Raw genomic sequence first — 26,526 nt, 5'->3', positions numbered from 1 at the left:
TTATAATATTTTTTAACTAAATTAATATCATATCCTCTATCGAGGCACTCAAGCAATCTATATACAATTAAGCCTATAAGCTTATAATTTACCAAGACCTCTCTATGTTTTTTACTTAAGTTTATATCTTTATCATTTATTATTCTATTAACGAAATTAAAGTCCTTGTCAATTTTTTCTATTTCAAAATTAGATAAGGCTTTTTCATCAATCTTATTTATGTAAGTAGTAAGAAAATATTGAACAAGATTTATATTTTTTGTCTTTGACATAGCTTTTATAAAAAAAGAAATGTCTTCTCCCCATGAAAGATCTTCATAAAAGTAAATATTGTTTTTTCTAATAAACTCTTTTTTAAATACAAAAGTAGAAGTATGAAAATTATTTTTTCCTAGTATGTAGTTATAAAGGATATCCTTACTAATAAATTTAGTCTTACTTTCTCTTTTTTCATAATCATCTTCAATATAATATCCGCATATAGCTATATCACCATCATTTTCTCTTATAATGCAAAGCATTTTTTCTACAAAATCCACCTCGTATAAATCATCAGAATCTAAAAATGAAATATACTTTGTTGTAGATTTCTTAATCCCAAGGTTTCTAGCTGATGATACTCCACCATTTTCCTTATATATATATCTTATATTATCATAGTCTTTCATTAAAGATTCTATAACTTTTTTGGAATTATCAGTTGAACCATCATCAATTACCAGAATCTCAAAATCTTTACAGGTTTGATTTTCAATAGATAGAATTGTATCTTTAACCTTATCTTCCCTATTATATAGTGGTATTATTACAGTAAGTTTATCTTCCATAATTCCTCCAAAAAATTAAAACTTTCAAATTGATGAAAGCTTATTAATGATCATATTCTATAAACGATATTACCTTATAATCTTTTAAAACTTCTCTACCTCCAAGTTCTGTTAGTTCTATTAAAAACTCAAAAGCTACTATCTCTCCTCCTAGGGATTCTATAAGTTTAGCTGAAGCCATTGCTGATCCACCTGTTGCTATAAGATCATCAATAATAACAACCTTATCTTTCTTGTTGATAGCATCCTTGTGAATTTCTATTTCACTTTTTCCATATTCTAAATCATATGAAATAGATTCTATATCTCCTGGGAGTTTACCTGGTTTTCTTATTGGTACAAATCCAACACCTAGTCTATCAGCTAGTGGTGCTCCAAAAACAAATCCTCTAGATTCAATTCCTACTATATAGTCAAATTCTAAATCCTTTAAGGCATCTTCCATAAGGTCAAGCGTTTCTTTATAAGCCTTTTTATTCTTAAGTAGTGTTGTTATATCCTTAAATGATATTCCTTCTTTTGGGTAGTCTTCAATTACTCTAATAGTTGCTTTAATATCCATTTTTTCTCCTTTTACTCTTCTAATAGGTAATTATACAATACTTGGTTTCGAATATCTATAGTAGCTTCTGAATCTGGAATATAATAAGAAATTCCGTCTATAGTATCTGGATAGCCAGGTATTGTATATGTAGTGATTTGGGCTTGAGATATATTTTTAAAAGCCCATCCAAATGATAAGAGATTTTTATAATTTATATTTGTATCCATATTTGAGCTAAGTTTCGAAAATACCATTGGTATTCTTAAAAGCTTGCTAGGTTTTGATAGTTCGCTTATAAATTGAACTAGAAAATCTTGTTGGGTTGCAATCCTTCCTAGATCTGCATTTGAATATCCCTTCCTAAATCTTACATAGTTAAGGGCTTCTTGTCCATTAAATCTATGCAAACCAGGTTCTATATCTTGAGCATTTGCTATAGGTTCTTTTACATCTATATCAATGCCACCTAAAGCATCTACTCCATCTACAACAGCTTGAAAATTTACTTCACAATAATAATCGAGATCTATTCCAAGAAAATCTCTTATGGTTTTTATTGTCATATCCATACCACCATAAGAATGTGCTGCATTTATTTTGTCTAATTCTCCTTCAATATATACCCTTGTATCTCTTGGTATAGAAATTATATCAATAGTTTTTGTAGACTTATTCATCAATACAAGCATTAGGGTATCAGTTCTAGTATTAGTCTTCTCGCCTGTAGAGTCTACTCCTGCAAATAAGAAGAAGAGTTCATCCTTATGTCTTTGTTCAATTGTATTACCATCAGATAAATCATCGCCTATAAAATTATTTTCATTTTTTACAATACTTGATGATATAAGACCCTTTATTACAAAAATAGCTAAAAATAGAGTAATAGCCATTAATATAATAAGGATTAATTTTATAATAGTTTTTTTAATGTTTTTCATAAAATCCCCTTAAAAGAAAAAACTTGAAAAAATATATATAATTAAGCCAGCTATAGTATTTCCACAAGCTATTACAAGAAAAGATTTAATTCTTCTTAGTCCAAGAAGTGATGCAATTAGAGAGCCCATCCAAACTCCTGTACCTGGAAGTGGTATGGCTACAAATAAGAACAAACCTAGATACTCATATTTTTCTATATTATCCTTTCTCTTAAAGGCTTTTCCTTCAGCCCAATCTGCAATTTTTTTTAACTCTTTTCTTTCTTTCATCCAATCAAAGACTGGCTTAATCCACAATAGTATAAAAATTGCAGGTATAGTTGAACCCATTAATGATAATCCATATGCTTCAAATGGAGTAAAATCCATGGCAAGACCTATAGGAATAGAGCCTTTAAGTTCAATTAAAGGAAGCATAGATATAATTAATAGAGCTATTTCATTAGAAAATGATGTTCTAATTAAATCTATTATACTCTGCATATATTCTCCTTTTTTATTTTAATATCATATTTTAACAATCTTATTATATCATAATTTATAAGAATATAGCATTTATCAAGAAAAAACCCCGAAATCTAGAAATGATTTCGGGGTATTTTTATTTTGAAGCTTCATTAAAGTATTTAGATGATTTAGTATCTTGTTTCATCTCATAGTAAATTAATGAATTGAGCTTATTATTTCTTTCTTCAAATTCACTATCATCATTAACCTCTTGACCATTTTTATCATATATTTGCTTTGTACTAATTATTGGATAATCATCTTTCATATCAAGCATATATTTTTGGTAGGCTGAAAGCTTGATACCACCTGCTTTTTCTAATAGATATGGTGTAAGGTAGTTAAGTGATATATTTACATCCTTTTCTTCTTCTATATCATAATTTGCCCATATAGTTAAAGGTGTATCGAAAACATCTGCATTTGTATAATCTCCACCATCTTTAATCAAATTCATGAAAGCGTCATAGTTTTGTGGTTGGTGATCTCCAAATATGGCTATGATTGTAGGCTCATCATAATTTTTAAAATATTCTACTAACCTTTCTAAATCCTTATCTGACTCTTTAACTAAATTCACATATTGGTTAACACCTTGATCATCTATACCTGTTGGATTTTCAACTTTTACATCTCCTTCATAGTTTGATACATAGCCACCATGGTTTTGCATGGACACCAAATAATAAAAAAGTGGCTTTTCTGACTTATTTTCATACTTATCAATTATCATATCATAGGCAACAGAATCTTTCATAAAACCACTTAATGGCATAAAACTATCAGATTCATTATTATAATCGTCTATAAAAGCTATATTTTTAAAGCCTAGGTTTGGCCAAACTTCTTGTCTAGAATAGTTTGTCGGCTTATTTGGGTGAGTTATAAAGGTTTCATATCCTTGGTCTTCAAGAACTCTTGCAACGGATGTATGACCATCTTTCACATATTGTTGGAACGGATAAGCACCTAAAGGGAAAAAAGTTAAAGGAATAGAAGTCAAAGCTTCATATTCTGAGTTAACAGTACCCCCGCCTAAAACCGATACATAAACATTTCCTTGTATAGCATTTTCATCTAAAGACCTCTGAAATCCTATAGGGTTTTCACTAATTTCTAAATTCCCTTTCCCATAGTAGTCAGCAAGAGCTTCCGATTGAATTATTATTATATTAGGTTTTTTATTATCTTTTTCTCCTATATCCTTGTTGTAATATTCTTCTAGGGTATTTTCAACTTCTTTTTCATCATATCCTTTAGGAGCAGTTATTATTTGATTAGCAAAAATCCTATAGAAACTATAAGGTGAACCTTCAACATAATAAGTTATGGATGGTCTCCATAAATTTACTCCTACTCCATTTTGTTTTATAAAATAATTTATGCTTGTAACAAGTATTATGGCAAATACTGTAGAATATGCGATAAATTGCTTTAAGTATGAAAGCTTACTTATATTAATCTTAGCTTCTTTTATTGAAATTATAATCAAAAGCCACATTGAAGCTAAAAGATACGCCATTAAAGACATAGGATTTAGAGCAATTGTAGTTTCTTTAGCAACATCGGCTGCAACCCCTAGCGAGCTTAAAAAAGCAGGTATGAGTGGTGAGTCTCTTAATATAAATAAGGCATCATTGGCTATACCAAATGCAATAGAAATTAAGAGTACAAGTACCATGGATAGTCTTTTCTTTCTAGATACTATATAAAGTAGTACTTGAATTAAGAAAAGTATAAGAGCATTTATAAGTATATAAACAATCTCCATAGACATAAATTCTGGATTATAGGCTGACTCTAATATATAAAAAGATACAAATGGATTTATAACAAAAAGTATCCAATTAACTATGGAATATTTTTTATCATCCTTCCTATTCTTATATACACTTCTTATCCCAAGACTTAATAAAAATACCATGAGTATAAGAGCAATCATGTCATTGAATGTATAAGGTGTACTAAAGACTGTAAATGTGCCAGTATTTGATATATGATCTTTTATCTTATACATTCCAAATATAGATATAGCTAAAATCACAAAATCTATAATATAATCTTTTAATCCATAAGCTAATTTTTTAATTGGATTTTTGGATGCTATTAACTTATTTATTAAACTATATAAGAATATATAGAAAAATCCTATAGCAAGTATTGCAATTAAAGTTTGTATCAATACAGATACAAGACCTGTATAAGAGATATCTACATATGATTGATTATCTGATGAGTTTGCATACATGGTCATTGTATGGTCTGTGAGATAAGTCATAACAGCTTGGGAATAAGCTGGATTTGTAGCAAAGTTTACTGTTAAGTCATCAAATAAAAGCTTTAATGGTGGTTTAAATTTAATATGGTTTCCTTCACTATATCCATTTGTTTTTATTGGATAACCTGTTTCAGTATTTGACTTTTCCCACCCCTTAATATCCATATTATCAAGGTTAAGTAATTTATCTCCTATATAAATCGAATAGATTTTAAAATTATCCGAATCTTTTGTAATATTTGAAGTTTGTTCAATTATGATTTCTTCATTTGTAAACGCTTTAAAGGAAAAATCTTTAATAAAAGATTGCAAAAATAGAATTACAATTAATGAAATTATAAATGAAAAAAATTTTATCTTTCTTTCTCTACTAATATTAATCCCCTCTTTTCTTGTCTGTTAAATAAATATATGTTAATTATAAATTTTGTGTAAACTTCGTGATATAATTATATATTATATGACAAATTATGTAAATATAATGTTTTTATAATAAGAAATCCTATCTATATGGATTTAGTGACATAAAGGAGTTATATGTTAATAGATAAATTAGACCAATATATAGAAGATAATTATTATTCATTTGCTATGCCAGGACATAAGAGAAATAAGAATATATTAAATAAAGCATTACCTTATGATAGGGATATAACAGAAATTAGAGGATTTGATAACCTAAATGACCCCAAAACTATATTTAAGGATATGGAAGATAAGCTTAAAGAAATATATAAGTCCTTTGACTTTATCATTTCTACAAATGGATCTACTTGTGGAATACTTTCATCCATTAGGACACTAACAAGAAAAAATAAAAATATACTTGTCCAAAGAAATTCCCACAAGTCAGTCTATAATGCCATAGAAATTTTTAATTTAGATGCAGATTTTATAGATTTACTTATAGATTGTGATATAGCTTATGATATAGATTATGATGATTTAGAAAACAAGTTGAAAAATAAGGATTATAGTGCCATAGTTTTGACATCACCCTCTTATGAAGGATTTATGCTTAATTTAAAAAGAATAAGAAAAATCTCAAAAAATACCAAGATTATATTAGATATGGCACATGGATCTCACCTAATTCTTGATAAATTATATGATGAATTAGATTTTGATATTGCAATTACTTCTTTTCATAAGAATCTATCTGCTCTAACTCCTGCTGGTGGAGTTATAATAAATAATAAATCTATAGACAAAAAAGAAGTAAGACGAAATATGGCTATTTTTCAAACATCTTCTCCATCATATATAATTTGTCAATCCATAGATGATATGATAGATAATTTTCAAAAGTTTTATATGCTGTATAATAGCTTAAATGAGAATTTAGATGACTTATATAATATTAAACTTTCAAATCTTAAATTCATTAATAATAAAAATAAAGATAAGTCAAAGATTCTAATATCTTGTAAAAATACTAATATAAATGGAAATGATTTTTCGAATTTTTTATATAAGAAAAAAATAGAAGTAGAAATGGTATCTTATTCCTATGTTTTATTATTAAGCTCTATTTTTAATCAAAAGAAAGACTTTAACAAGCTTAAACAAACAATAATAAATATGGATAAGAATCTTTCTTATAAGAAAGATAGTTTTGATTTTTCTTATAAGATACCTAAAAGGGCCCTATCTATAAATGATGCCTTAAGAAGAAAGAAAAAGATTGTTGATTTTAATAATGCTGATAAGAAGATTTCTGGATCTTTTATCTATGCCTATCCCCCAGGGATACCTCTAATAGTTCCTGGAGAAATTTTTGATATAGATATAATTTCAAATATTAAAAATCTACTAGAACAATCTGTACAGCTTAATATAGAAAAGGGTGGTTTTATTATACTAGATTGACAAGTGTAGACTATTTTGTTAGAATATAGATAATAATACTACATAATTTAAGGAGATAAAAATGAAAAGAATTATTACTTTAAATACAAGAAATCTTCACAAAAGCAAAAAAGATGGTGGATGTGGAGAATGTCAAACATCTTGCCAATCAGCTTGTAAAACATCTTGTGGTGTTGCAAATCAAGAATGTGTAAACTCAAAAAATAAATAAGGGCATGACCCTTATTTTTTTATGGTCTTAATCTAGACTATTTCACTATAATTTAAGGAGAAATTATGATTCATCAATATAGAGCAAAGGGCTATAATATAGTTCTAGATGTATATTCAGGTTCTGTTCATTTAGTAGATGATATAACTTATGATATTATAGAACTTTTTGATAAGGATAAAAAATACATAAAAAAAGAAATTCAAAAACTACATAATATATCAAACGAGGAATTTGAAGAGAGCTTGTCTGAAGTAGAAAGCCTTAAAAATCAAAATCTTTTATTTTCAAAGGATGATTTTAAAGATATTACTATTGATATAGATAATAAGAAAACTTATCTTAAAGCTATGTGCCTTAATGTAAGCCATACTTGTAACCTATCTTGTGAGTATTGCTTTGCTAAAGGCGGAAGATACCATGGTCCTGAAGCAATAATGACATGGGATGTAGCAAAGAGTGCTATAGATTTTCTTTTAAAAAATTCTGGATCACATTTTAACCTTGATATTGATTTTTTCGGTGGTGAACCACTTTTAAATTGGGAATTGGTTAAAAAAACTATTGACTATGCAAGGAGTAAGGAAGAAGAATATAATAAACACTTTAATTTTACTCTTACTACCAATGGAGTACTTTTAGATGATGAAAAAATTGATTATCTAAATGAAAATATGAAAAATGTTGTTCTTTCTCTTGATGGAAGAAAGGAGAAACATGATGAATTTAGGAAGACTATAGATGGTAGAGGCTCATTTGATAAGATTGTTCCAAAATTTCAAAAACTTGTAGAAAAACGTGGTGATAAAGAATATTACATGAGGGGCACCTTTACAGCCAATAACCTTGATTTTACAGAAGATATAAAAACTTATCTTAATCTAGGTTTTAAGAGAACCTCCCTTGAACCAGTTGTTGGAAACAGTGAAGAGGACTATGCACTTAAGGAAGAACATCTTCCAAAGATATATAATGAATATGAAAAACTTGCTGATATGCTAATTGAAGCTGTAGATAAGGATAATAAGTTTATCTTCTATCATTATATGATAGATTTAAACAATGGTCCTTGTGTTTATAAAAGAATATCTGGTTGTGGGTCAGGTTCTGAATATATGGCTGTAACTCCAACAGGAGATTTATATCCTTGCCATCAATTTGTCGGAAACGAAAATTTCAAAATCGGAGATGTTTATGATGGTATAAAAAGAGAAGACTTGATTTCTAATTTTAAGAAAAATAACCTTTATAGCCAAAAAAAATGTAGGGATTGCTGGGCACAGATGTATTGTTCTGGTGGTTGTGCTGCAAATAATTTTAATGCAGGTGGCGATATCAATAAAATTTATGATTATGGATGCAAAGTATTTAAGAAAAGAATAGAAATGGCTCTTGCTGTAAAAATTCATGAATTCTTAAGAGAAAATGAAAAAGAAGAAGATATAAGTTAAAAATAGTAGCCGTTGCAATTAAATTTGCAATAGCTACTATTTTTTTACTCTGTGACTTGACGCAAGAGCAATTATTTCAATACTATCTGGGTTATTTTTTTCCAAAGTTCTTATTATCTCCTTCATAGTATTTGAACTTGTTATAATATCATCAAATACCAATATCGATTTTCCAGTTAAGTCTTCATCTATAAAAAATGAATTCTTAAGGTTCACTTCCCTATCTTCTCTAGATAAAATATGTTGGACCTTGGTATTTTTTATTTTTTTGAAAGAATCAAGATAACTAATACCTAAATCCTTTATAAAATAATCACAAATTAATCTTATATGGTCAAATCCTCTCTTATTTAAAACTGACTTTGACGAAGGTGTTGCAAGTATATAATCAAAATTAAATAGTTTTTTTTCTTTTAAATAGGAATAAATCATAGACCCAAATACCTTATAAAGTGAGGTATTTCTATTAAACTTATAATCAGCTATAAGATTTGCCATAAAATCATTGTAAAAATATAAGACTCTTGTATTATAATCTAGTATCTTAAATTCATTATCTACAAAATCTAACTTATCCAGACATTCTTCACATAAGAAATGTATTTCATGTGTTTCCCTTTTACATGATAAACATAAATTTTCATCTAAAAATAAAAAATCTAAAATCATTTCAATACCTTATCAAGCTCATTTATCCAAAAACTAAGATTAGTTAATCTTTTAGACTGTCTATCATTATTCACCATTTGTTTTAAAATCCTCTTCTCCCCTAAAAGTATAACGAGCTTTTTTGCTCTTGTTATAGCTGTATATAGAAGATTCCTATTTAAAAGCATATAGGATGTACTCATCATTGGTATAATTACACAGTCAAATTCTGAACCTTGCGACTTGTGTATAGTTATAGCATATGATAGGTCTAAATCTTTTATATCATCTTTTTTATAAGTTACAATATTTCCATCATAAAATTCAACCTTTAGCTTTTCTCTTTTTACATCAATATCAATAATCCTACCTATATCCCCATTGTATACCCCATCATCGAAATTCGATGGATCATCACTTTCAAGGTCATAATTATTTCTAACTTGCATGACTTTGTCATTTATCCTATATAATTTATTATTGACCTTAATCTGTGAATTAGACTTATTAAGCTCTTTTTGGAAAATAAGGTTTAAATTGACTGTACCCCAATCAGACTTTTTACTAGGAGCAAGAACTTGGATATCATTTATTGGATCAAATTTATAATAGCTTGGCAGCCTTAATTTGACCAAGTTTAATATATCATTAATAAAGTTTTTTTTATCTGAATCTATAAAAAAGAAATCCTTGTTTTTTTGATTTAAATAAGGATATTTTCCTTCATTTATCCTATGTGCATTTACTACAATATTACTTTGCTTAGCCTGTCTAAAGATTTTTTTAAGTTTTACATTTTTTATATTTGTTTCTAGTATATCTTTTAAGACATTTCCAGGTCCAACACTAGGAAGCTGATTATGATCTCCAACAAGGATTAAGGCTGTTTTATCACTTACTGCCTTTAGTAAGGTGTCCATTAATCTTATATCAATCATAGATACCTCGTCTAAGATAATATAGTCTGTTATTAGAGGGTTTTCTTCGTTATATTCTGGAATTGGGCTATCAGGTTTTATGCCCACGAGTCTATGAATTGTAAGAGCTTTTTTATCAGTTGATTCTTGCATTCTTTTTGCAGCTCTTCCTGTAGGAGCTGCAAGTAAAAATTTAAGATTGTTTTTTTCAAGTATCCTTGTAATTGCTCTTATTATTGTGGTTTTTCCAGTACCTGGTCCTCCAGTTACTACTAAAAGCATATTTCTAAAGGCTTGATCTATGGCATCTTCTTGTTCTTTCGAAAAGCCTTCAAAGTTTTCATCTATATCAATATCAAATATAAAATCTTCATTTTTAAGTCTTGATAGGTGAATGGCACAAGATTTTTCTGCCTTATAAAGTTCTTTTTCATATACATATTTATTTCCTTGAAATTCCATTATTAAAATTTTAGAATTTAGCTGATCCGATAAAATTTGTTTTTTAATGATATCTTTATCTACCTTTATTAATTCATATACGTCATCTATAAGTTTTTCTAAAAGCATGGTACAATTACCACTCATATCAGCATCATTTTTAAGTATATAGTTAATAGCAGCAGATATCCTAAAATCAGAGTCCCTTTCCATTTTCATATTTAAAGCAATCTTATCAGCCATAAGAAAACCTATCCCTCTTATATCTTCACTTAGCTTATAAGGATTAGTTTTTATAAGGCTAATGGTATCATCACCATAGTTTTTATAAATTTTATTTGAAAGATTATATGATATATCTAAGGACTGTAGATATAAAAGTACCTCTCTACTCTCTCTTGCCGCTTCACTTGAATCTTTTATCTTTTGAAGCTTTTTTTTACCTATACCATTAATAGATAAGAGTTTATCAGGATTATTAAAAACTATATCTATGGACTCATCCTTAAACTTATCATAGATAAGCTCGGCTGTTTTTTTACCTATAGATTCAATACTACCATTTGATAGGAAATTAATTATAGCTTTTTTACCTGAGGGCTTTTTTAACCTTGCTTCTTTTACATTAATTTGCTCGCCATATTTTTCATGATAAATAATATCACCAATAATCTCTATATTGTCTTCTTCATTAAAAAAAGGCATAGTTCCAGTACATATTATAGGAGAATCAAAAGTTTCTAAAGATAATACTGTGTATCCGTTTTCTTCATTTCTATAAATAATACTTTTAACTATGCCTTCAAATTTCATTTTATATTACCTGTTTTCTTTCAATTTTAGCTCCAAGATTAGTGAATTTTTTAATTAAGTCGCTATATCCTCTATCTATATGATAAATATCAGATATCATTGTTTCACCTTCTGCTACAAGTCCTGCTAAAATTAAAGCTGCTCCTGCTCTTAGGTCTGTTGCCTTTACTTCTGCTCCGTGAAGCTTATCTACACCAACTATTGCTGCTCTATTACCTTCAGTTACTATTACTGCTCCCATTTTTTTAAGTTCATCTACATGCATAAACCTATTTTCAAAAACAGTTTCAACTACTGATGATTCTCCATTACACACTGTCATTAATGCCATAAATTGTGATTGGACATCTGTAGGAAATCCAGGATATGGTAAAGTTTTGATTGTAGTTGGTTTAAGCCTTTTATCAGTTCTTACCCTAATCATATCTTCATCATCAATCTCTTCTACATGAGTTCCCATCTCTATAAGCTTTGCTATAACTGGCCTGATATGGCTCCCTATGACATTCTTAACTAGGATATCACCCTTAGTAATAGCTGCTGCTAACATATAAGTTGCCGCTTCTATCCTATCAGGAACTATGGTATGTCTTGTTCCTTTAAGTTTTTCTACACCTTTAATAATAATATTAGATGTACCTGCTCCAATAATATCAGCCCCCATTTTTGATAAAAATGAAGCCAAATCTACTATTTCAGGCTCTTTCGCTGCATTTTCTATTACAGTTTCACCTTCAGCAAGACATGCTGCCATCATTATGTTTTCTGTAGCTCCAACTGATGGAAAATCTAGATAGATCACATCTCCTTTTAGCCCACATTTTGCCAATGAAGATATTTCTTCATGATTCATTGTTGTATTGGCTCCTAAAGATTCAAAACCTTTAAGGTGAAGATCTATTGGTCTTTTTCCAATATTGCATCCGCCTGGTGCCTTTGTAATAGCATGTCCAAATCTTGCAAGTAGTGGACCCATTACTATAAAAGATGCCCTCATCTTATCCATTAATTCAAATGGTGTTTCATATTTATCTACCTTTGAAGCATCGATTTTTAAGGAAGTATCTGATATATATTCAACTTTTGCATTTAAACTCCTTAATATTTCTACCATTACTTCAATATCTTTAAGCTTTGGAACTTCATCCAAAATGACTTCTTCTGTAGCCAAGATACTTGCAGCAAGTATTGGTAGAGCTGAGTTTTTCGCTCCTGAAATTGAGACCTCTCCCCTTAAAGGTCCATTATCCCTAACTAATAATATTTCTTTGTTCACCATATAATACCCCTACTTTGTTCCAAAAAGCCTATCTCCAGCATCACCTAGTCCTGGCACTATATAACCATCCTTATTTAATTTCTCATCTAATTGTGCTATATAAATATCTACATCTGGATGTTCCTTTTGAACTTTTTTAATTCCTTCAGGTGCAGCAATAATATTAAGTAATTTTAATGATGTGCACCCCTTTTCTTTTAATCTTTGAATAGCATCACAAGCAGAGCCTCCTGTTGCAAGCATAGGATCTATAACTAACATATCCCTTTTATTGGAATCTTTAGGTATTTTTAAATAGTATTCTACAGGTTTCAAACTCTCTTCGTCTCTATACATACCAATATGTCCAATTCTTGCAGCTGGAAAGACTTCAATAAGTCCATCAACCATTCCAAGTCCAGCACGAAGTATTGGTATAATGCCAAGTTTTTTGCCTGAAAGCCTATATCCTTTAGTAGCGCAGATTGGTGTATTTAAGTCATATTCTTCAACTGTAAAGTCCTTACTTGCCTCATATGCAAGAAGGATTGTAATTTCCCTAATAATAGACCTAAATTCATTACTCCCTGTATTTTTATCTCTTAGTATCGAAATTTTATGTTTGATCACTGGATGATCTAGTACTGTAACTTTGCCCATCATTTCTCCTTTATAAATAATTCACATTTCCTGACGCTGATTTTTTCATTCTATTCATTATACTTTTACCCAAACCTATATCTTCAACACCTTGGGCTAATATTATATCACAAGAATTTCTATCAAGATCTCTTAGTGCCTGAAATAATACATGGCTCATCTCGATAAGCCTATCCTTATTCCCTAATGATAAGGTATAATAATCTGAAAACTCATCTAGATAATCATTAAATACTAAAATTCCTACCTTGTTCCCCTTCTCACTTTCTTTTTTCGCTAAATCTTTTATTAAACTTATACTCTTATCTCCAACATAAACTTCCATCCTAGCTTTTGGGGCATAGTGTTTATATTTTTGACCAGGAGATCTAGGAACTTTCGAATCATCAACTAAAGAATCATCCAAGCAAACTTCAGGTATAAATTCTTTTATATATTCATAAGTATAAAAACCAGGCCTTAGTATACAAGGCTTATCTAAACTCATGTCTATTACTGTAGATTCTATACCTATATCACTTTCTCCTCCATCGAGTATCAAAGAAATTCTTCCATTCATATCATAGTATACATCACTTGCATTTGTTGGTGATGGTCTTCCTGATATATTTGCCGAAGGAGCTGCTATAGGTGTATTGCACTCTTTTATAAATAATCTTGCAAGCTCATCTTTTGGCCTTCTTACAGCAACAGTATCGCCTCCACCTGTTATTATAGCAGGTATTTTTGAACTCTTTTTGAGTATAACAGTCAGTGGCCCTGGCCAAAGATTGTTAATAAGATATTTAGTCTTATCATCAACTTTCTCAACCAAGTCAATAAGTTCTTCATTTTCTGATATATGTAAAATTAAAGGATTATCAGCTGGTCTATTTTTTGCCTTAAATATTTTAGCTGCGGCCTTTTCATTTAGTCCATCAGCTCCTAAACCATATACTGTTTCTGTAGGAAAGGCAACCAATTCTCCCATTTTTATTAAATTTCCTGCTTTTTTAAGATAGGAATAGTCAACATTATTCCTATCTATCTTCAATATCTTTGTTTCCATTTTCCACTGACTTTCTTAATCTTTCAATTATCTTTTTATTTTCTTCGTTTTCTGTTAAACAATAAGTTGGATCCATGTGTATGGTTATAGATATATTTAACTCATTTTTTAGCCTTACTTCAACGTCTGTAACAGCCTGATGCATAATACCTACACTTATATTAGATGGAACTTCTACATCACATGAGCCAGTTAGTTTACCCCTACCATATTCGTGAATATTTAAATCATGATATCCTTCTATTAAATCGCCTTCTAAAATTATTGTTTCTATTTTTTTATGAAGTTCAGGGCTTACTCCCCTTCCTAATAGCTTATCCATAGTTTCTAAGGAAAGATCTAAACCCGGCTTAAATACAATTACAGCAAGTATAATACCAATTATTGAATCTAAGTTGAAATCTATATATCTTTGTACAATTACTGAAATAATAATAGATATAGTAGATAAAATATCATTCCTTGCATCTATCATTACAGCATAATTGAGTTGTGAATCAAGCATTTTATTTAATTTTTTATTTAATAAGTATATATAGATTTTAAAAGTTAAAGAAAAAATTAATATTATAAGTGCTATAAAACTAAGCCTAGGTATATCTCCTTTATAGAAACTCTTTATAGAATTTATAAAAAGAACAAATCCTATAAACATTATAAAAATTGATACAAGAAAACTTGCTATATATTCACTCCTACCATGACCATAAGGATGTCCACTATCTGCTGGCTTATTACTTGCCTTTGCACCTATTAAGGTTATAAAGCTAGTAAGCGAATCAGACATATTATTAAAGGCATCACCAATTATAGCTTGAGATGATGATAATAAGCCTATAGTAATTTTTATAATAAATAATAGAGCATTTATCAGAACACCTACAAGACCTGAAAGTGATATAAGTTTAAGCCTAACACTCCCATTCTTATAATTCTTATAGTCTTTAACATAAATTTTGCTAAGGAATTTAAACAATTATTCTTCTCCCATTGTTTCAAGTTTTCTTGCTTGATCTTCAGTTATCAGAGATTCTATCATCTCTTCTATATTTCCATTTAAAAAGTCATCTAGTTGATAGATTGTCTTATTAATTCTGTGATCTGTAATTCTTCCTTGTGGATAATTATAGGTTCTAATTCTTTCTGAACGATCTCCAGTACCTACTTGAGATTTTCTATTATCTGATATTTCCTTTTGACGTTTTTGTTCTTCAAGCTCATATAATCTAGATCTTAAAACTCTCATAGCCTTGTCTTTGTTCTTAATCTGAGATTTTTCGTCTTGGCAAGTTACTACAAGACCTGAAGGTATATGGGTAAGTCTTACTGCTGAATCTGTTGTGTTTACACTTTGACCTCCATTACCACTAGACCTATATACATCAACTCTTATATCATTAGGATCTATCTTAACATCTACCTCATCAGCTTCAGGCAAAACTGCAACAGTTGCAGTAGATGTGTGGATTCTACCACCAGATTCAGTTTCTGGAACCCTTTGAACCCTATGAACTCCAGATTCATACTTAAGCTTTGAATAAGCTCCCTCTCCTCTAACTAGAAAAGTCGCTTCTTTAACTCCACCAATTCCTTGGCTTGATACATTGATATCTTCTGTTTTGTAACCTTGCTTATCAGAGTACATATGATACATCCTATAAAGATTACCAGCAAAAAGACCAGCTTCATCTCCACCAGCTCCTGCTCTAATTTCAACAATTACATCCTTGTGGTCGTTAGGATCTTTCGGTATTAATAAGACTTTTAAGTCTTCTTTATATACTTCTAGTTTATTCTTGTTTTCATCGATCTCAGCCTTAAGTAGATCAATCATTTCTTTATCTTCAGCCTCTTTTAAAAGCTCACTGTTTTCTTCAATCATATTCTCAGCTTCTCTAATTTGATTGTATTTTTCTACTATAGGTTTTAATTGATTGTATTCTCTTGAAACTTTTTTAAACTTATCAGAGTCTGATAAAACTTCTGGATCTGCAAGTTTTTTCTCCAATTGTTTAAAATTTTCTTTCATATGTTCTAGATTTTCTAACATATATCCTCCTTAGATATTTGATGATAAAATCCTATCAAAATCATTATAATCTTTTATTGCTTTTATATTTTTATATCCCTCATCTTTTAAAAGCTGGATAAGAGGATTTTTTTGGTTATATCCTATCTCTAAGTATATTTTACCATTTTTATTGAGAAAATACTTGGCTTTAGAAATTATCTGCCTATAAAAATATAAACCATCTTCTCCACCGTAAAGAGCGTTTTTAGGCTCATAATATAATTTCTCCTCCAAATTTTCATAATCATCTTTATTTATGTAAGGTGGATTTGACACTATTAAGTCAAACTTTTCATCTATATTTGAAAATAAGTCACTATAGATAAATTCTACATTGTTTAATTTAAGTTTAGATTTATTTAAATTCGATAATTCAAGAGCATCTTTTGAAATATCACATCCTATAATCTTTGATTTTTCTAATTTTTTTGCCAAAGCTAGACTTATAGCCCCACTTCCACAACCAATATCAAGTATTTTTTCCTTTTTAAATGGTTCTTTTAGAATTTCTTCAACTAGAATTTCCGTTTCAAATCTTGGTATAAGAGCTCTTTTATCTACATAAAGATCTAGACCATAAAAATTCCACTTACCAATTGCATATTGGAGTGGATATCCCTTTTGTATCTTTTTTAATATTTTTATTAGTTCATTTTCTATCTCTTTACTTAATTCCTTTTCAGGATAAAGATATAGATTGTTTTTATTTGTATCTAGCAAATATGAAAGAATAAGTGCTGCATCATTTCCATATTTTTCTAAAAAACATCTTACTTTCATAAGTATTCTCTAATATTTTCTTAAGTATATAAAAAATAAGGTTAGAGAATCTAACCTTATTTATTTCTTCCATATTTTCTATTGAACTTCTCTACATTACCACCACGATCAGAAAATCTTTGTTTTCCTGTATAAAATGGGTGACATTGTGAACATACTTCAACTTTTATCTCTTCTTCTGTTGAACCAACAGTGAATTCATTACCACATGATGTACAAGTAACTTTTGCTTGGTGGTATTCTGGATGTAGTTCTTTTTTCATATAAACACCTCTTCTTGTCTCTTTCAATAAGCAATAGTTATTATACCATAAGGATCTATATCTTTCAAGCAAAATTTTTAAATATAGTTTTTATTCCCAAAACAAGACCCATAGAATAGATAAAGATTGATGGTGGTTTACAAAATAGAATTATTTTTGCAAAAGTCGAAAATTTCATATTAGTTAAACCTGAAAAATAGCATAGAAAATCATCAGGTGCTACAGGTAAAAGTATAGCCCAAGCAAAAAACCTATCATATTTATCATGATTTAGCCATTTTCCATACTTTTCGAAACTTTCTTCTCCAAATATTGATAAGACTATTTCTTTACCGAAAAATCTTGATATAAAAAAGACAATCATTGAACCTATACATATAGAAATATAATTATAGATAAAGCCCCACAAAGGACCAAACATTACTACTCCAAAGGCTGTAGTAATCCCTCCTGGTATAACAGGAATAACAATTTGTATAATCTGTAAAAGCATAAAAATCATAGGAGCCCAAATACCATATGACTTAAGAAGCTTTTGTAGGCTTTCAACAGATGTAAATATATTCATCTTATATCCCCTATACCCTAAATATATAGATATGAGTATTATTAAAATACTAATTATATTAATTATGCTTTTTGTTTTTATTTTCATAAAAACTCCTAATCAAAATTTAATTTCACCTTCTGCTATATTTTGTTATACAAGAAAAATGTGCTTAATTTTTGTAAGTTTTATTTATAAGTTCTATAAATTCATCGTTAGTTGATGTTTTTGACAATAGGCTTAAGAATTCATTTGTAAATTCAATTTTATCTCTCATATCAGAATTTCTAAGTTTATAAGCAGCTTCTTCTTCTTTTTCAGACAATAATAAATTGTCTTTTCTAGTAGATGATTTTTCTATATCAATGGCTGGAAAAATTCTCCTTTGAGCAAGTTTTCTATCAAGGTGTAATTCCATATTACCCGTTCCTTTAAATTCTTCATAAACCATATCATCCATCCTAGAACCTGTATCAATAAGAGCAGTGGCTATTATTGTTAAAGATCCTCCATTTTCTATATTTCTTGCTGCCCCGAAAAATTTTTTAGGTCCTACTAAAGCAAGTGGATCTAATCCCCCTGAAAGAGTTCTTCCAGATTGTGGAGTCATAATGTTATAAGCTCTCGCAAGCCTTGTAATTGAATCAAGTAAAATTACCACATCTTTATTATCTTCTACCAATCTTTTTGCCCTTTCTAATACCATCTCTTGCATATAAATATGGTTTTGAGGTGGTTTATCAAAGGTTGATGCAGCAACTTCAGTTCTCATTAATTCATTATTTTTATCCCTATATTGGTTTACAAATCTCTTAAAATCCGTTACCTCTTCTGGTCTTTCATCTATAAGAAGAACTAGAATTTTTAAATCATCAAAATTTTTTTCAAGAGCATACTCAATATCCTTTATTAAGGTAGTTTTGCCAGCCTTAGGTTGAGCAACTATAAGTCCTCTTTGTCCCCTACCTATAGGTGATATTATATCAATAATTCTTTGAGAAATATTATTTTTATTTGTTTCGAGTTTTAGTTTTTGATTTGGATAAATTGGTGTAAGTAATTCAAAATTTGATCTATTAAAAGCGTCGGCAGCCTTAAGGCCATTAACATCTGAAACGAAAATTAAGGGTGAAAATTTATCTCTATCTCTTTTTTCTCTGGCTATTCCCTTGATGAAATCTCCAGTTTTAAGTCTAAACATTTTTACTTGTTTTGGGGAAACATATATATCATCATTGCTTGATTCATAAAGGGCTGTTCTTAAAAAACCAAAGCCATCTTCATGAAGATCTAAAAGCCCTTCACAATTAAATTTTTCTCCAAGATCAAATGAAGAGTCATTATCATCAGATGAATTTTCTCCATTCTTTTTGCCATCTTCATTGTATATATCCCTAATTTTTTCTATAAGTTCGTTTTTTCTAAATGAGCTTATAGCTTTTATATCTAATGACTTTCCAATTTTTTTAAGCTCATCAAGTTTTAAATGTTCTAAATTATTAATATCTATTTCCATATATTTCCTTCTTAATAAAAAATATCCGGAGCCTTAGGCTCCGAAACTTTTTATTTATCTGCAGAATTTTCTCCTCCAAAGAAATCTACTTTTTCACGTACCTTGTCTTTGATTGCTTCAAAACCAGGTTTTAAGACTTTTCTAGGATCAAATCCTTTTTTCTCTTTATCCTTGTTCTCTTCAAAGTATTTTCTAGTAGCCTCAGTAAATACAATTTGACATTCTGTATTTATATTGATTTTTGAAACTCCTCTTTCAATAGCTTTTTTAACTTGTTCTTCAGGAATTCCTGTACCGCCATGAAGTACTAGTGGAAGTTTTCCAACCGCTTCTTTGATTTCTTCAAGTCTTTCGAAGTTAAGTCCTTTCCAATCTTCAGGATAAACTCCGTGAATATTACCAATACCTGCTGCTAAAAAATCAACTCCGAGATCTGCAACTTGCTTACATTCTTTTGGATCAGCAAGTTCACCATTTGATATAACTCCGTCTTCTTCGCCTCCAATTCCACCTACTTCAGCTTCAACTGAAATATTTTTAGCATGAGCAAGTTCTACAATTTCTTTGGTTTTTTCTATATTTTCTTCAATTGGAAAATGTGAACCATCAAACATTATAGAAGTAAATCCAGCTTCAAGTGCTTTTTTTGCTCCATCATATGAACCATGATCTAAGTGTAGAGCCACTGGAATTGTTATATTTAAATCCTTATCGAGTCCTTCTACCATTTTTGCAACTGTATTAAAGCCACCCATATATTTCATAGCACCTTCAGATACACCAAGAATTACAGCAGTATTTTTTTCTTGACAAGCCTCAAGTATAGCCTTGGTCCATTCTAGGTTGTTTATATTAAATTGACCAATTCCGTATCCACCCTCATAAGCTTTGTTTAACATTTCTTTTGCATTTACTAACATATTAACTCCTTATAAATTTATAGTCTTTATATTGAAATCATTTTTCTTTAGACTATCCTTGGTAAATATAACCAAGGATGGTATTTGATTAATACCCAATTTTTGCATTAATTCTCTATTTTTGTCAATATCTATAATAATTTTTGCCTTATCTTTATATTGATCTTCATTTTCTTTTAAAAATTCTTCCTTAATTTTATTTGAAAAAGATGACCAATTTGCATGAAATAAAGCTGTCACCTCCTTATTATCCTTAATAAGACTAAAAATCAAATCGTTTGACAATTTATCTTTAATTATTTGCATAAATCTTCTCTTACTGCTTCTATAATTTCTGAAATTGCTTCCTTTGAAGATATTTTTTTATTTTTCATATCACTTCTTTTTGAATATTCAACAATATCATCCTTACTATCTTTACCTACAGTAATTCTATAAGGAACTCCAACTAAGTCTCTGTCGTTAAACTTAACTCCAGCTCTTTCTTTTCTATCATCTAGCATAACCTCTATCCCCTCATTTAAAAGGTTTTGATAAATTTTTTCTGCAAGATTTCTTTGTTCTTCATTATTATTATTTACAAGTGTAATCCACACATGAAAAGGTGCAACTTTAGTTGGCCATATTATTCCATATTCATCATAATGTTGTTCAATAATTGCCGAAATAGACCTTGTTATACCTATACCATAAGAACCCATACTAAATGGCTTTTGCTTACCATTTTCATCTAAGAAGTAAGCCTCAAGACTTTCAGAATATTTTGTTCCTAGCTGAAAGATATTACCAACTTCTATTCCTCGAGCTTTCTTAAGCTTTTCCTTAGAGTCAAGTGATAAATCTCCTTCTTTGGCTGTTAATAAATCTTCTGCAACTTCTCCATCAAAATCTCTTTTATAGTTTGCATTTATAAAGTGGTGGTCGGTTTTATTTGCTCCTATAACCAAGTTTTTATACCTTGTTATGGATCTATCTATAATTACTCTAACATTTTCTTTTAAATCTTTAGGACCTGTAAATCCAGGTTCTGCTCCTGTGATTTTTTTGATAGTTATATCATCCATCATTTCGATTTCATGTTCTGGAACTTGAAGATAGGCTATAAGTTTTGCCATATTTAATTCCCTATCTCCAGGAACTATAACAAGAACCGGTTCTTCTCTAACTAATAGGTCAACAGCCTTAGCACATTTTTCTTTATTTGCACTTAGAAAGTTTGAAACTTCTTCTATGGTTTTAGCATCCTTTGTTTCAACTAATTCTATTTCCTTTAGTTCTTCATTTTCATCAATTTCCAAGAAAAATTTAGCTGATTCATCTGTAGCCGCATAATCTGAATTTTCTGTATAGAAGATTTCACCTTCTCCAGTTTCTGCAAGAGCCATGAACTCATGAGACTTATTTCCACCCATAGCACCTGAATCACCTTCAACTATCTTATAGTCAAGGTCAAATTGATCAAATACATCTACATAAGCATCCCACATTTTTTGATATGATTTTTCAAGTCCTTGCATATCCTTATCAAAAGAATAGGCATCTTTCATAATAAAATCTCTTGATCTATTAATACCAAATCTAGGTCTTTTTTCATCTCTAAATTTAGACACTATTTGAAAAAGATTTAGTGGCAATTGCTTGTATGAATTTAATTCATCTTTTACAAGTGTAGTAAATTGCTCCTCGGCAGTAGGTCCTAAACAATACTCTCTATCATGTCTGTCTATAAGTTTAAACATTTCAGGTCCAAAATTTTGCCACCTACCAGACTTCTCCCATATATCCCTTGATTGAAGTACAGACGTAGTAACTTCTATAGAATCATATTTTTCCATAGATTTTCTTACTATACTTTCTATTTTATTTATAACTTTCATACCTAATGGCAAGTAGGAATAAACTCCTGATGAGCTTTTTCTTATAAAAGCCCCCCTTACCAACAGTTTATGGCTTTGCGTTTCTGCATCTTGAGGATCATCTCTTAATGTAGGCATATAATAGTTCGATAATCTCATTTATCCTCCAAAGTATATATTTATTATTATTATAATTCCTTAAAAAATATTATCACATACAAGAAGTTTTTTCAATTAATCTTCTATTATAACCTTTTGAACCTCTTCATTAAGACCTGCATCAAAATTAATCTCTGATAAACTATTATCTTCTAAATTTGCTACAATACATGGTGTTATGATTGATGGAACCTTATCTTTGATAGTTTCTATATCTACAGATAAAACTTTCTCTCCTGCTTTTACCTTATCACCAACTTTTACATGTGGAGTAAATCCCTCTCCCTTAAGTTCAACTGTTTCAAGACCAAAATGAACAAGCACTTCTATACCTTCTTCAGTTTTTATACCTATTGCATGGTATCCTTCTGGCTGAAGTGTAACCTCACCTGTAACCGGTGCATAAACTTCACCATCAACAGGTTTAATTGCAAAACCATCACCCACCATTTTCTCAGCAAATACTGGATCTGGAACTTCTTTTAACTCTATAATTTCTCCATTTACTGGTTTTATTATAGATAATTCCTTTTTTTCTTTTTTTCTTTTTAAAAAATCAAACATCTTTTACTCCTTTATATTTTTCATTGATAAGCCAATTCTTTCTCTTTTCTTATCTATTTCAATTACTCTTACCTTAATTATATCAGAGTTTTTAACAATATCATTTGGATCTTTTATAAACTTATCACTCATATTTGATATATGAACAAGGCCATCTATTCCAACACCTATATCTACAAAGGATCCAAACTCTGTGATATTTCTTACAGTTCCTGTAAGTTCATCTCCAATTTTCAAGTCATCAATTGATAAAACTTCACCTTTAGTAATTACTTCTGGAAGTTCATCCCTAGGATCACGTCCTGGCTTTTTTAACTCCTCTATTATATCTTTTAATGTTAATACCCCAACTTTAAGTTCTTTACTTAAATTTTCTAAGTTTACATCATTTAAATCTATATCTTTAATTTTTTCGGCTATTTTATAACTTTCAGGATGAACTGCGGTATTATCTAAAAAATTTGGTGAGTCAGGAAATCTTAAGAATCCTGCTGCCATTTTGTATGTCTTTTCTCCAAGTCCTTTTATATTTTTTAAATCACGTCTTTCTTTTAGTTCTCCATTTTTAAATGCTTTCTCAATTCTTTTGGCTAGATTTAAATTAAGACCAGATACATATGATAAAAGTTTATAGGAGGCATTGGTCATATTAACCCCGACTTCATTTACACTATCTTCTACTACTTTTTCAAGTTCATCGTCAAGTTTTTTTTGATTTATGTCATGTTGATATTGACCAACTCCAATATGCTTTGGGTCAATTTTTACAAGTTCTGCCATTGGATCTTGTAGTCTTCTTGCCATAGAAACTGCTCCTCTTATAGTTACATCAAGCTCAGGAAACTCTTCTTCACCTAGTTTTGATGCAGAATAAACACTTGCACCAGCCTCATTTACTATGGCATAGCTTACACCGTTAACTTCTTTTAAAAGCTCATTTACTACCTTTTCCGTTTCCCTGCTTGCTGTTGCATTACCTAATGCTATAAGACTTACCTTATATTTTTCAATAAGTTTTTTTAATGTGTTTATAGACTTTCTTACCTCTTCTTTTGGTTTTACTGGATAAATTACAGCCTGATCAAGATATTTTCCATTCTTATCTATAACTGCAACCTTGCAACCTGTCCTAAAACCAGGATCAAGCCCTATTATATTTTTATCTTTTATGGGTCTTTGAAGTATGTAAGGTTTTAAATTCTTGGAAAAAATCTTTATAGACTCATCTTCTGCTTCTTCTATCAACTTATTTCTAATCTCTGTTGTAATAGATGGTAGTAATAGTCTTTTATAGGAATCATCTATGGTATCACTTAACAATCCTTCCAAATAAGGATTTTTAGCCTCATATAAATTTTTAATTAAAGTCTTATTATAAGTATCTGTGAAAGCAAATTTCACCGATAAGTTGTCATTTTTTTCAGCTCTATTTAAGGCGAGAATTTGAAAAGGCTTAATATTTTTTATTTTTTCAGAAAAATTATAATAATTTTCATATAAAGCTTTGTCATCTTCTTTCTTTTCAGCCTCAATCCTTGCTCTAATGAAACCATCACGCCTTATTATATTTTTAACATCAATATTATTTGCTATATCTTCCGCTAAAATATCTAAAGACATTTTTATAGCATCTTCAGTAGAATCTATTCCTTCTTTTAAATAATCTTTGGCAAACTCTATTGCATCTTGTTCTTGCTTTGCCTTAGTAAAAATCTTATCTATAAGTTCATTTAAACCAAGTTCTTTTGCTCTATCAGCTCTTGTTTTCCTTTTTTTCTTAAATGGGGCATATATATCTTCAAGCTCAGTTATAGTTTTTGAATCCTCGATTTTATCTTTAAGTTCATCATTAAGTTTTTCTTGGTTTCTTAAAGATTGTATTATCTCTTCTTTTCTTTTTTCAAAGTTCCTAAGTCTTAATAATCCCTTTTCTATCTCTCTTATTTCAGTATCTTTTAGTGATTTAGTTTCCTCTTTTCTATATCTTGCTATAAAAGCTACAGTAGATCCTTCATCTAAAAGTCTTATAGCAGAATCTATTCTTTTTTTGTCTATATTTAATTCTTTCGAAAGAATCTTTGAAATATCCATTAAGCTCTCCTTATCCTTAAATTACAAAAATATAGGAAAATTAAATCCTATATTTCAAAATTAATTATGTATTTATACTATTACTATACTCCTTTTTTTAAATTAAAATACCCCAAATCTTAGGATTTGGGGAGCTTACTAGTTTTCTTGTATGAAATTAATCTTATATTTTGGGAAATTCATAGAGATTGTCTTTCCTTGAAACTGTCTATTAAATTTTTTATCAAGTTCATAAAGGTTTGATGGGTCGTATAGGACTATTTTAGAATTTGTCATATTTTGTGGAATTAGGTCAAGTTGAAATTTAAACTTACTTTTATTTTGAGAATATTCTATAAGTAAGTCAATAAATCTTCCATAATCATAATCATTGTAATTTTCAAATTCTAAGTCTACCTTATATTCTATATCTTCTTTTATAACTACTTTTGCCTTATTAGACTCATAAGATTTCTTCTGCCCAGTTTTAAGATTTGTCAAAGTTATAAGACTAATATTAGTGGTGTTTTCTAGGTTTATCATAGAAACCAAATCTATATCATATAAATCTTTTTCCAAATCATTTAAATAAGTATTAATTCTTTTGTCAGAGTTTTCTACCTCTTTTCTTATTTCTTCTTTATCAAGTCTTATAGTTTCATCCTTATTTATATTAGCTTTATCAGTTTTTAAAATTTTTCTGTCAGCATTTTTATTAGATTTTTTATTTTTTTTAAAAAAACCTTTCAAGTCATCAAATCTCATTCTATTATCATTATACTTTTTCATATCAATCCTTTTGTAGGTATTAAATAGACTAGTAAATACCATAAATAGAAATGAAAGTGAAGTAAGAGCAGTGATTATGTTTTGGTAGGTATTATTTTCTGTATTTATAAGAATATTTAAAATTAGCATTAGTAAGAATGGAAGAGATCCCGTATATCTAAAAAATCTTTTTATAGGATTATCTTTTTTTGTAAGTTTTAAATTCTTATCCTCATAGTACTCTTTCTTAGCCTTATTTTTTCTTATATTTTTTATTACTTTTAATAAAAATATTATAAATCCCACAATATATAAAATCTTTATTGTAATAAAAGTAATAGGGTAAATCTCATATATATCTATTGGAATTAGCTTTATTATATTGTCAATTACAAAAGTAAAGACCAACAAAAACAAACCTAGTTTAACAAATAACCTTGTAAGTAGTAATAATACCACTATTAAAACTAGGGCAGTTATTAAAATAATAGCTATATTTCTTTGATTTAAGAAATTTAATATTTCATCATAATTTAAATTATTCATAAAACCACCTTTGAAATAATTATACCAAAATTAAATAAAAAGTCTAAATCTATATT

Annotated in this window: 25 protein-coding genes; 3 read left to right on the top strand and 22 right to left on the bottom strand. The window is 29.1% G+C overall.

Annotation, left to right across the window (positions count from 1 at the left end):
- From SOR60_RS08380 to SOR60_RS08360, 5 genes are all read right to left on the bottom strand, one after another.
- On the bottom strand, window positions 1-827 hold an 827-nt coding region (locus SOR60_RS08380), incomplete at its 3' end, for a glycosyltransferase family 2 protein (protein WP_320595678.1).
- Window positions 828-870: 43 nt separating this feature from the next.
- Complete coding sequence (locus SOR60_RS08375; protein ID WP_320595677.1) at window positions 871-1,389, bottom strand: adenine phosphoribosyltransferase; 519 nt, start codon at window positions 1,387-1,389, stop codon at window positions 871-873.
- Window positions 1,390-1,400: 11 nt separating this feature from the next.
- Window positions 1,401-2,309: an LCP family protein gene (locus SOR60_RS08370; RefSeq protein WP_154541061.1), complete on the bottom strand. Its 909-nt coding sequence runs from the start codon at window positions 2,307-2,309 to the stop codon at window positions 1,401-1,403.
- A 9-nt stretch (window positions 2,310-2,318) separates the two neighbouring features.
- Entirely contained in the window at window positions 2,319-2,792 is a 474-nt protein-coding gene (locus SOR60_RS08365; protein WP_154541063.1) for a COG2426 family protein, read from the bottom strand.
- 118 nt (window positions 2,793-2,910) lie between these two features.
- The gene (locus SOR60_RS08360) at window positions 2,911-5,406 is read right to left on the bottom strand and encodes a sulfatase-like hydrolase/transferase (protein WP_320595676.1); all 2,496 of its coding nucleotides are present in this window, start codon (window positions 5,404-5,406) and stop codon (window positions 2,911-2,913) included.
- A gap of 225 nt (window positions 5,407-5,631) precedes the next feature.
- Between SOR60_RS08360 and SOR60_RS08355 the strand changes: the two genes are divergently transcribed.
- From SOR60_RS08355 to scfB, 3 genes are all read left to right on the top strand, one after another.
- Entirely contained in the window at window positions 5,632-6,963 is a 1,332-nt protein-coding gene (locus tag SOR60_RS08355; RefSeq protein ID WP_320595675.1) for an Orn/Lys/Arg family decarboxylase, read from the top strand.
- Window positions 6,964-7,024: 61 nt separating this feature from the next.
- On the top strand, window positions 7,025-7,174 hold the full coding sequence (scfA, locus tag SOR60_RS08350; RefSeq protein WP_154541069.1) for a six-cysteine ranthipeptide SCIFF: 150 nt from the start codon (window positions 7,025-7,027) through the stop codon (window positions 7,172-7,174).
- Between the two features lie 65 nt (window positions 7,175-7,239).
- Window positions 7,240-8,625, top strand: coding sequence for a thioether cross-link-forming SCIFF peptide maturase (scfB, locus tag SOR60_RS08345; protein WP_154541071.1), 1,386 nt, complete (start codon window positions 7,240-7,242; stop codon window positions 8,623-8,625).
- Between the two features lie 36 nt (window positions 8,626-8,661).
- Here the strand turns inward: scfB and SOR60_RS08340 are convergent, their stop codons facing one another.
- The 17 genes from SOR60_RS08340 to SOR60_RS08260 form a co-directional block, all read right to left on the bottom strand.
- Window positions 8,662-9,294 (bottom strand): ComF family protein, encoded by a 633-nt coding sequence (locus SOR60_RS08340; RefSeq protein WP_154541073.1) that lies wholly within the window; start codon window positions 9,292-9,294, stop codon window positions 8,662-8,664.
- On the bottom strand, window positions 9,291-11,444 hold the full coding sequence (gene recD2, locus SOR60_RS08335; protein WP_320595674.1) for an SF1B family DNA helicase RecD2: 2,154 nt from the start codon (window positions 11,442-11,444) through the stop codon (window positions 9,291-9,293). The genes SOR60_RS08340 and recD2 overlap by 4 nt, the downstream gene beginning before the upstream one ends.
- A 1-nt stretch (window position 11,445) precedes the next feature.
- Entirely contained in the window at window positions 11,446-12,723 is a 1,278-nt protein-coding gene (gene murA / locus SOR60_RS08330) for a UDP-N-acetylglucosamine 1-carboxyvinyltransferase (protein WP_154541077.1), read from the bottom strand.
- A gap of 9 nt (window positions 12,724-12,732) precedes the next feature.
- The gene (gene upp / locus SOR60_RS08325) at window positions 12,733-13,362 is read right to left on the bottom strand and encodes a uracil phosphoribosyltransferase (protein WP_154541079.1); all 630 of its coding nucleotides are present in this window, start codon (window positions 13,360-13,362) and stop codon (window positions 12,733-12,735) included.
- Window positions 13,363-13,372: 10 nt separating this feature from the next.
- The gene (locus SOR60_RS08320) at window positions 13,373-14,410 is read right to left on the bottom strand and encodes an L-threonylcarbamoyladenylate synthase (protein WP_154541081.1); all 1,038 of its coding nucleotides are present in this window, start codon (window positions 14,408-14,410) and stop codon (window positions 13,373-13,375) included.
- On the bottom strand, window positions 14,382-15,386 hold the full coding sequence (locus SOR60_RS08315) for a cation diffusion facilitator family transporter (RefSeq protein ID WP_320595673.1): 1,005 nt from the start codon (window positions 15,384-15,386) through the stop codon (window positions 14,382-14,384). Before SOR60_RS08315 ends, SOR60_RS08320 begins: the two co-directional genes overlap by 29 nt.
- On the bottom strand, window positions 15,387-16,460 hold the full coding sequence (prfA, locus tag SOR60_RS08310; protein WP_154541085.1) for a peptide chain release factor 1: 1,074 nt from the start codon (window positions 16,458-16,460) through the stop codon (window positions 15,387-15,389).
- A gap of 9 nt (window positions 16,461-16,469) precedes the next feature.
- Window positions 16,470-17,261 (bottom strand): peptide chain release factor N(5)-glutamine methyltransferase, encoded by a 792-nt coding sequence (prmC, locus tag SOR60_RS08305; protein ID WP_320595672.1) that lies wholly within the window; start codon window positions 17,259-17,261, stop codon window positions 16,470-16,472.
- Window positions 17,262-17,317: 56 nt separating this feature from the next.
- Window positions 17,318-17,524 carry a 50S ribosomal protein L31 gene (gene rpmE, locus SOR60_RS08300; RefSeq protein WP_154541089.1) on the bottom strand — a complete coding sequence of 69 codons (207 nt, stop codon included), beginning with the start codon at window positions 17,522-17,524 and terminating at the stop codon, window positions 17,318-17,320.
- Between the two features lie 64 nt (window positions 17,525-17,588).
- Window positions 17,589-18,179: a TVP38/TMEM64 family protein gene (locus SOR60_RS08295; RefSeq protein ID WP_154541091.1), complete on the bottom strand. Its 591-nt coding sequence runs from the start codon at window positions 18,177-18,179 to the stop codon at window positions 17,589-17,591.
- A 64-nt stretch (window positions 18,180-18,243) separates the two neighbouring features.
- A complete protein-coding gene (rho, locus tag SOR60_RS08290) occupies window positions 18,244-19,587 on the bottom strand; it encodes a transcription termination factor Rho (RefSeq protein WP_154541093.1) in 1,344 nt (447 codons plus the stop codon).
- 50 nt (window positions 19,588-19,637) lie between these two features.
- Entirely contained in the window at window positions 19,638-20,507 is an 870-nt protein-coding gene (gene fba / locus SOR60_RS08285; protein ID WP_320595671.1) for a class II fructose-1,6-bisphosphate aldolase, read from the bottom strand.
- A gap of 9 nt (window positions 20,508-20,516) precedes the next feature.
- Window positions 20,517-20,813: a thioredoxin domain-containing protein gene (locus SOR60_RS08280; protein WP_154541097.1), complete on the bottom strand. Its 297-nt coding sequence runs from the start codon at window positions 20,811-20,813 to the stop codon at window positions 20,517-20,519.
- Window positions 20,804-22,522, bottom strand: coding sequence for a proline--tRNA ligase (locus SOR60_RS08275; protein WP_320595670.1), 1,719 nt, complete (start codon window positions 22,520-22,522; stop codon window positions 20,804-20,806). The genes SOR60_RS08280 and SOR60_RS08275 overlap by 10 nt, the downstream gene beginning before the upstream one ends.
- A gap of 75 nt (window positions 22,523-22,597) precedes the next feature.
- Window positions 22,598-23,086 (bottom strand): PTS sugar transporter subunit IIA, encoded by a 489-nt coding sequence (locus SOR60_RS08270; protein WP_154541099.1) that lies wholly within the window; start codon window positions 23,084-23,086, stop codon window positions 22,598-22,600.
- 3 nt (window positions 23,087-23,089) lie between these two features.
- The gene (locus SOR60_RS08265; protein WP_320595669.1) at window positions 23,090-25,177 is read right to left on the bottom strand and encodes a Tex family protein; all 2,088 of its coding nucleotides are present in this window, start codon (window positions 25,175-25,177) and stop codon (window positions 23,090-23,092) included.
- A gap of 138 nt (window positions 25,178-25,315) precedes the next feature.
- Entirely contained in the window at window positions 25,316-26,470 is a 1,155-nt protein-coding gene (locus SOR60_RS08260) for a hypothetical protein (protein WP_320595668.1), read from the bottom strand.
- Between the last annotated feature and the right edge of the window lie 56 nt (window positions 26,471-26,526).

It is taken from the genome of Anaerococcus porci (assembly GCF_034090325.1).
GTDB lineage: Bacteria > Bacillota > Clostridia > Tissierellales > Peptoniphilaceae > Anaerococcus > Anaerococcus porci.
The sequence above is the reverse complement of the archived record's forward strand: the minus strand, read 5'-3'. Positions and strand labels throughout refer to the sequence as shown.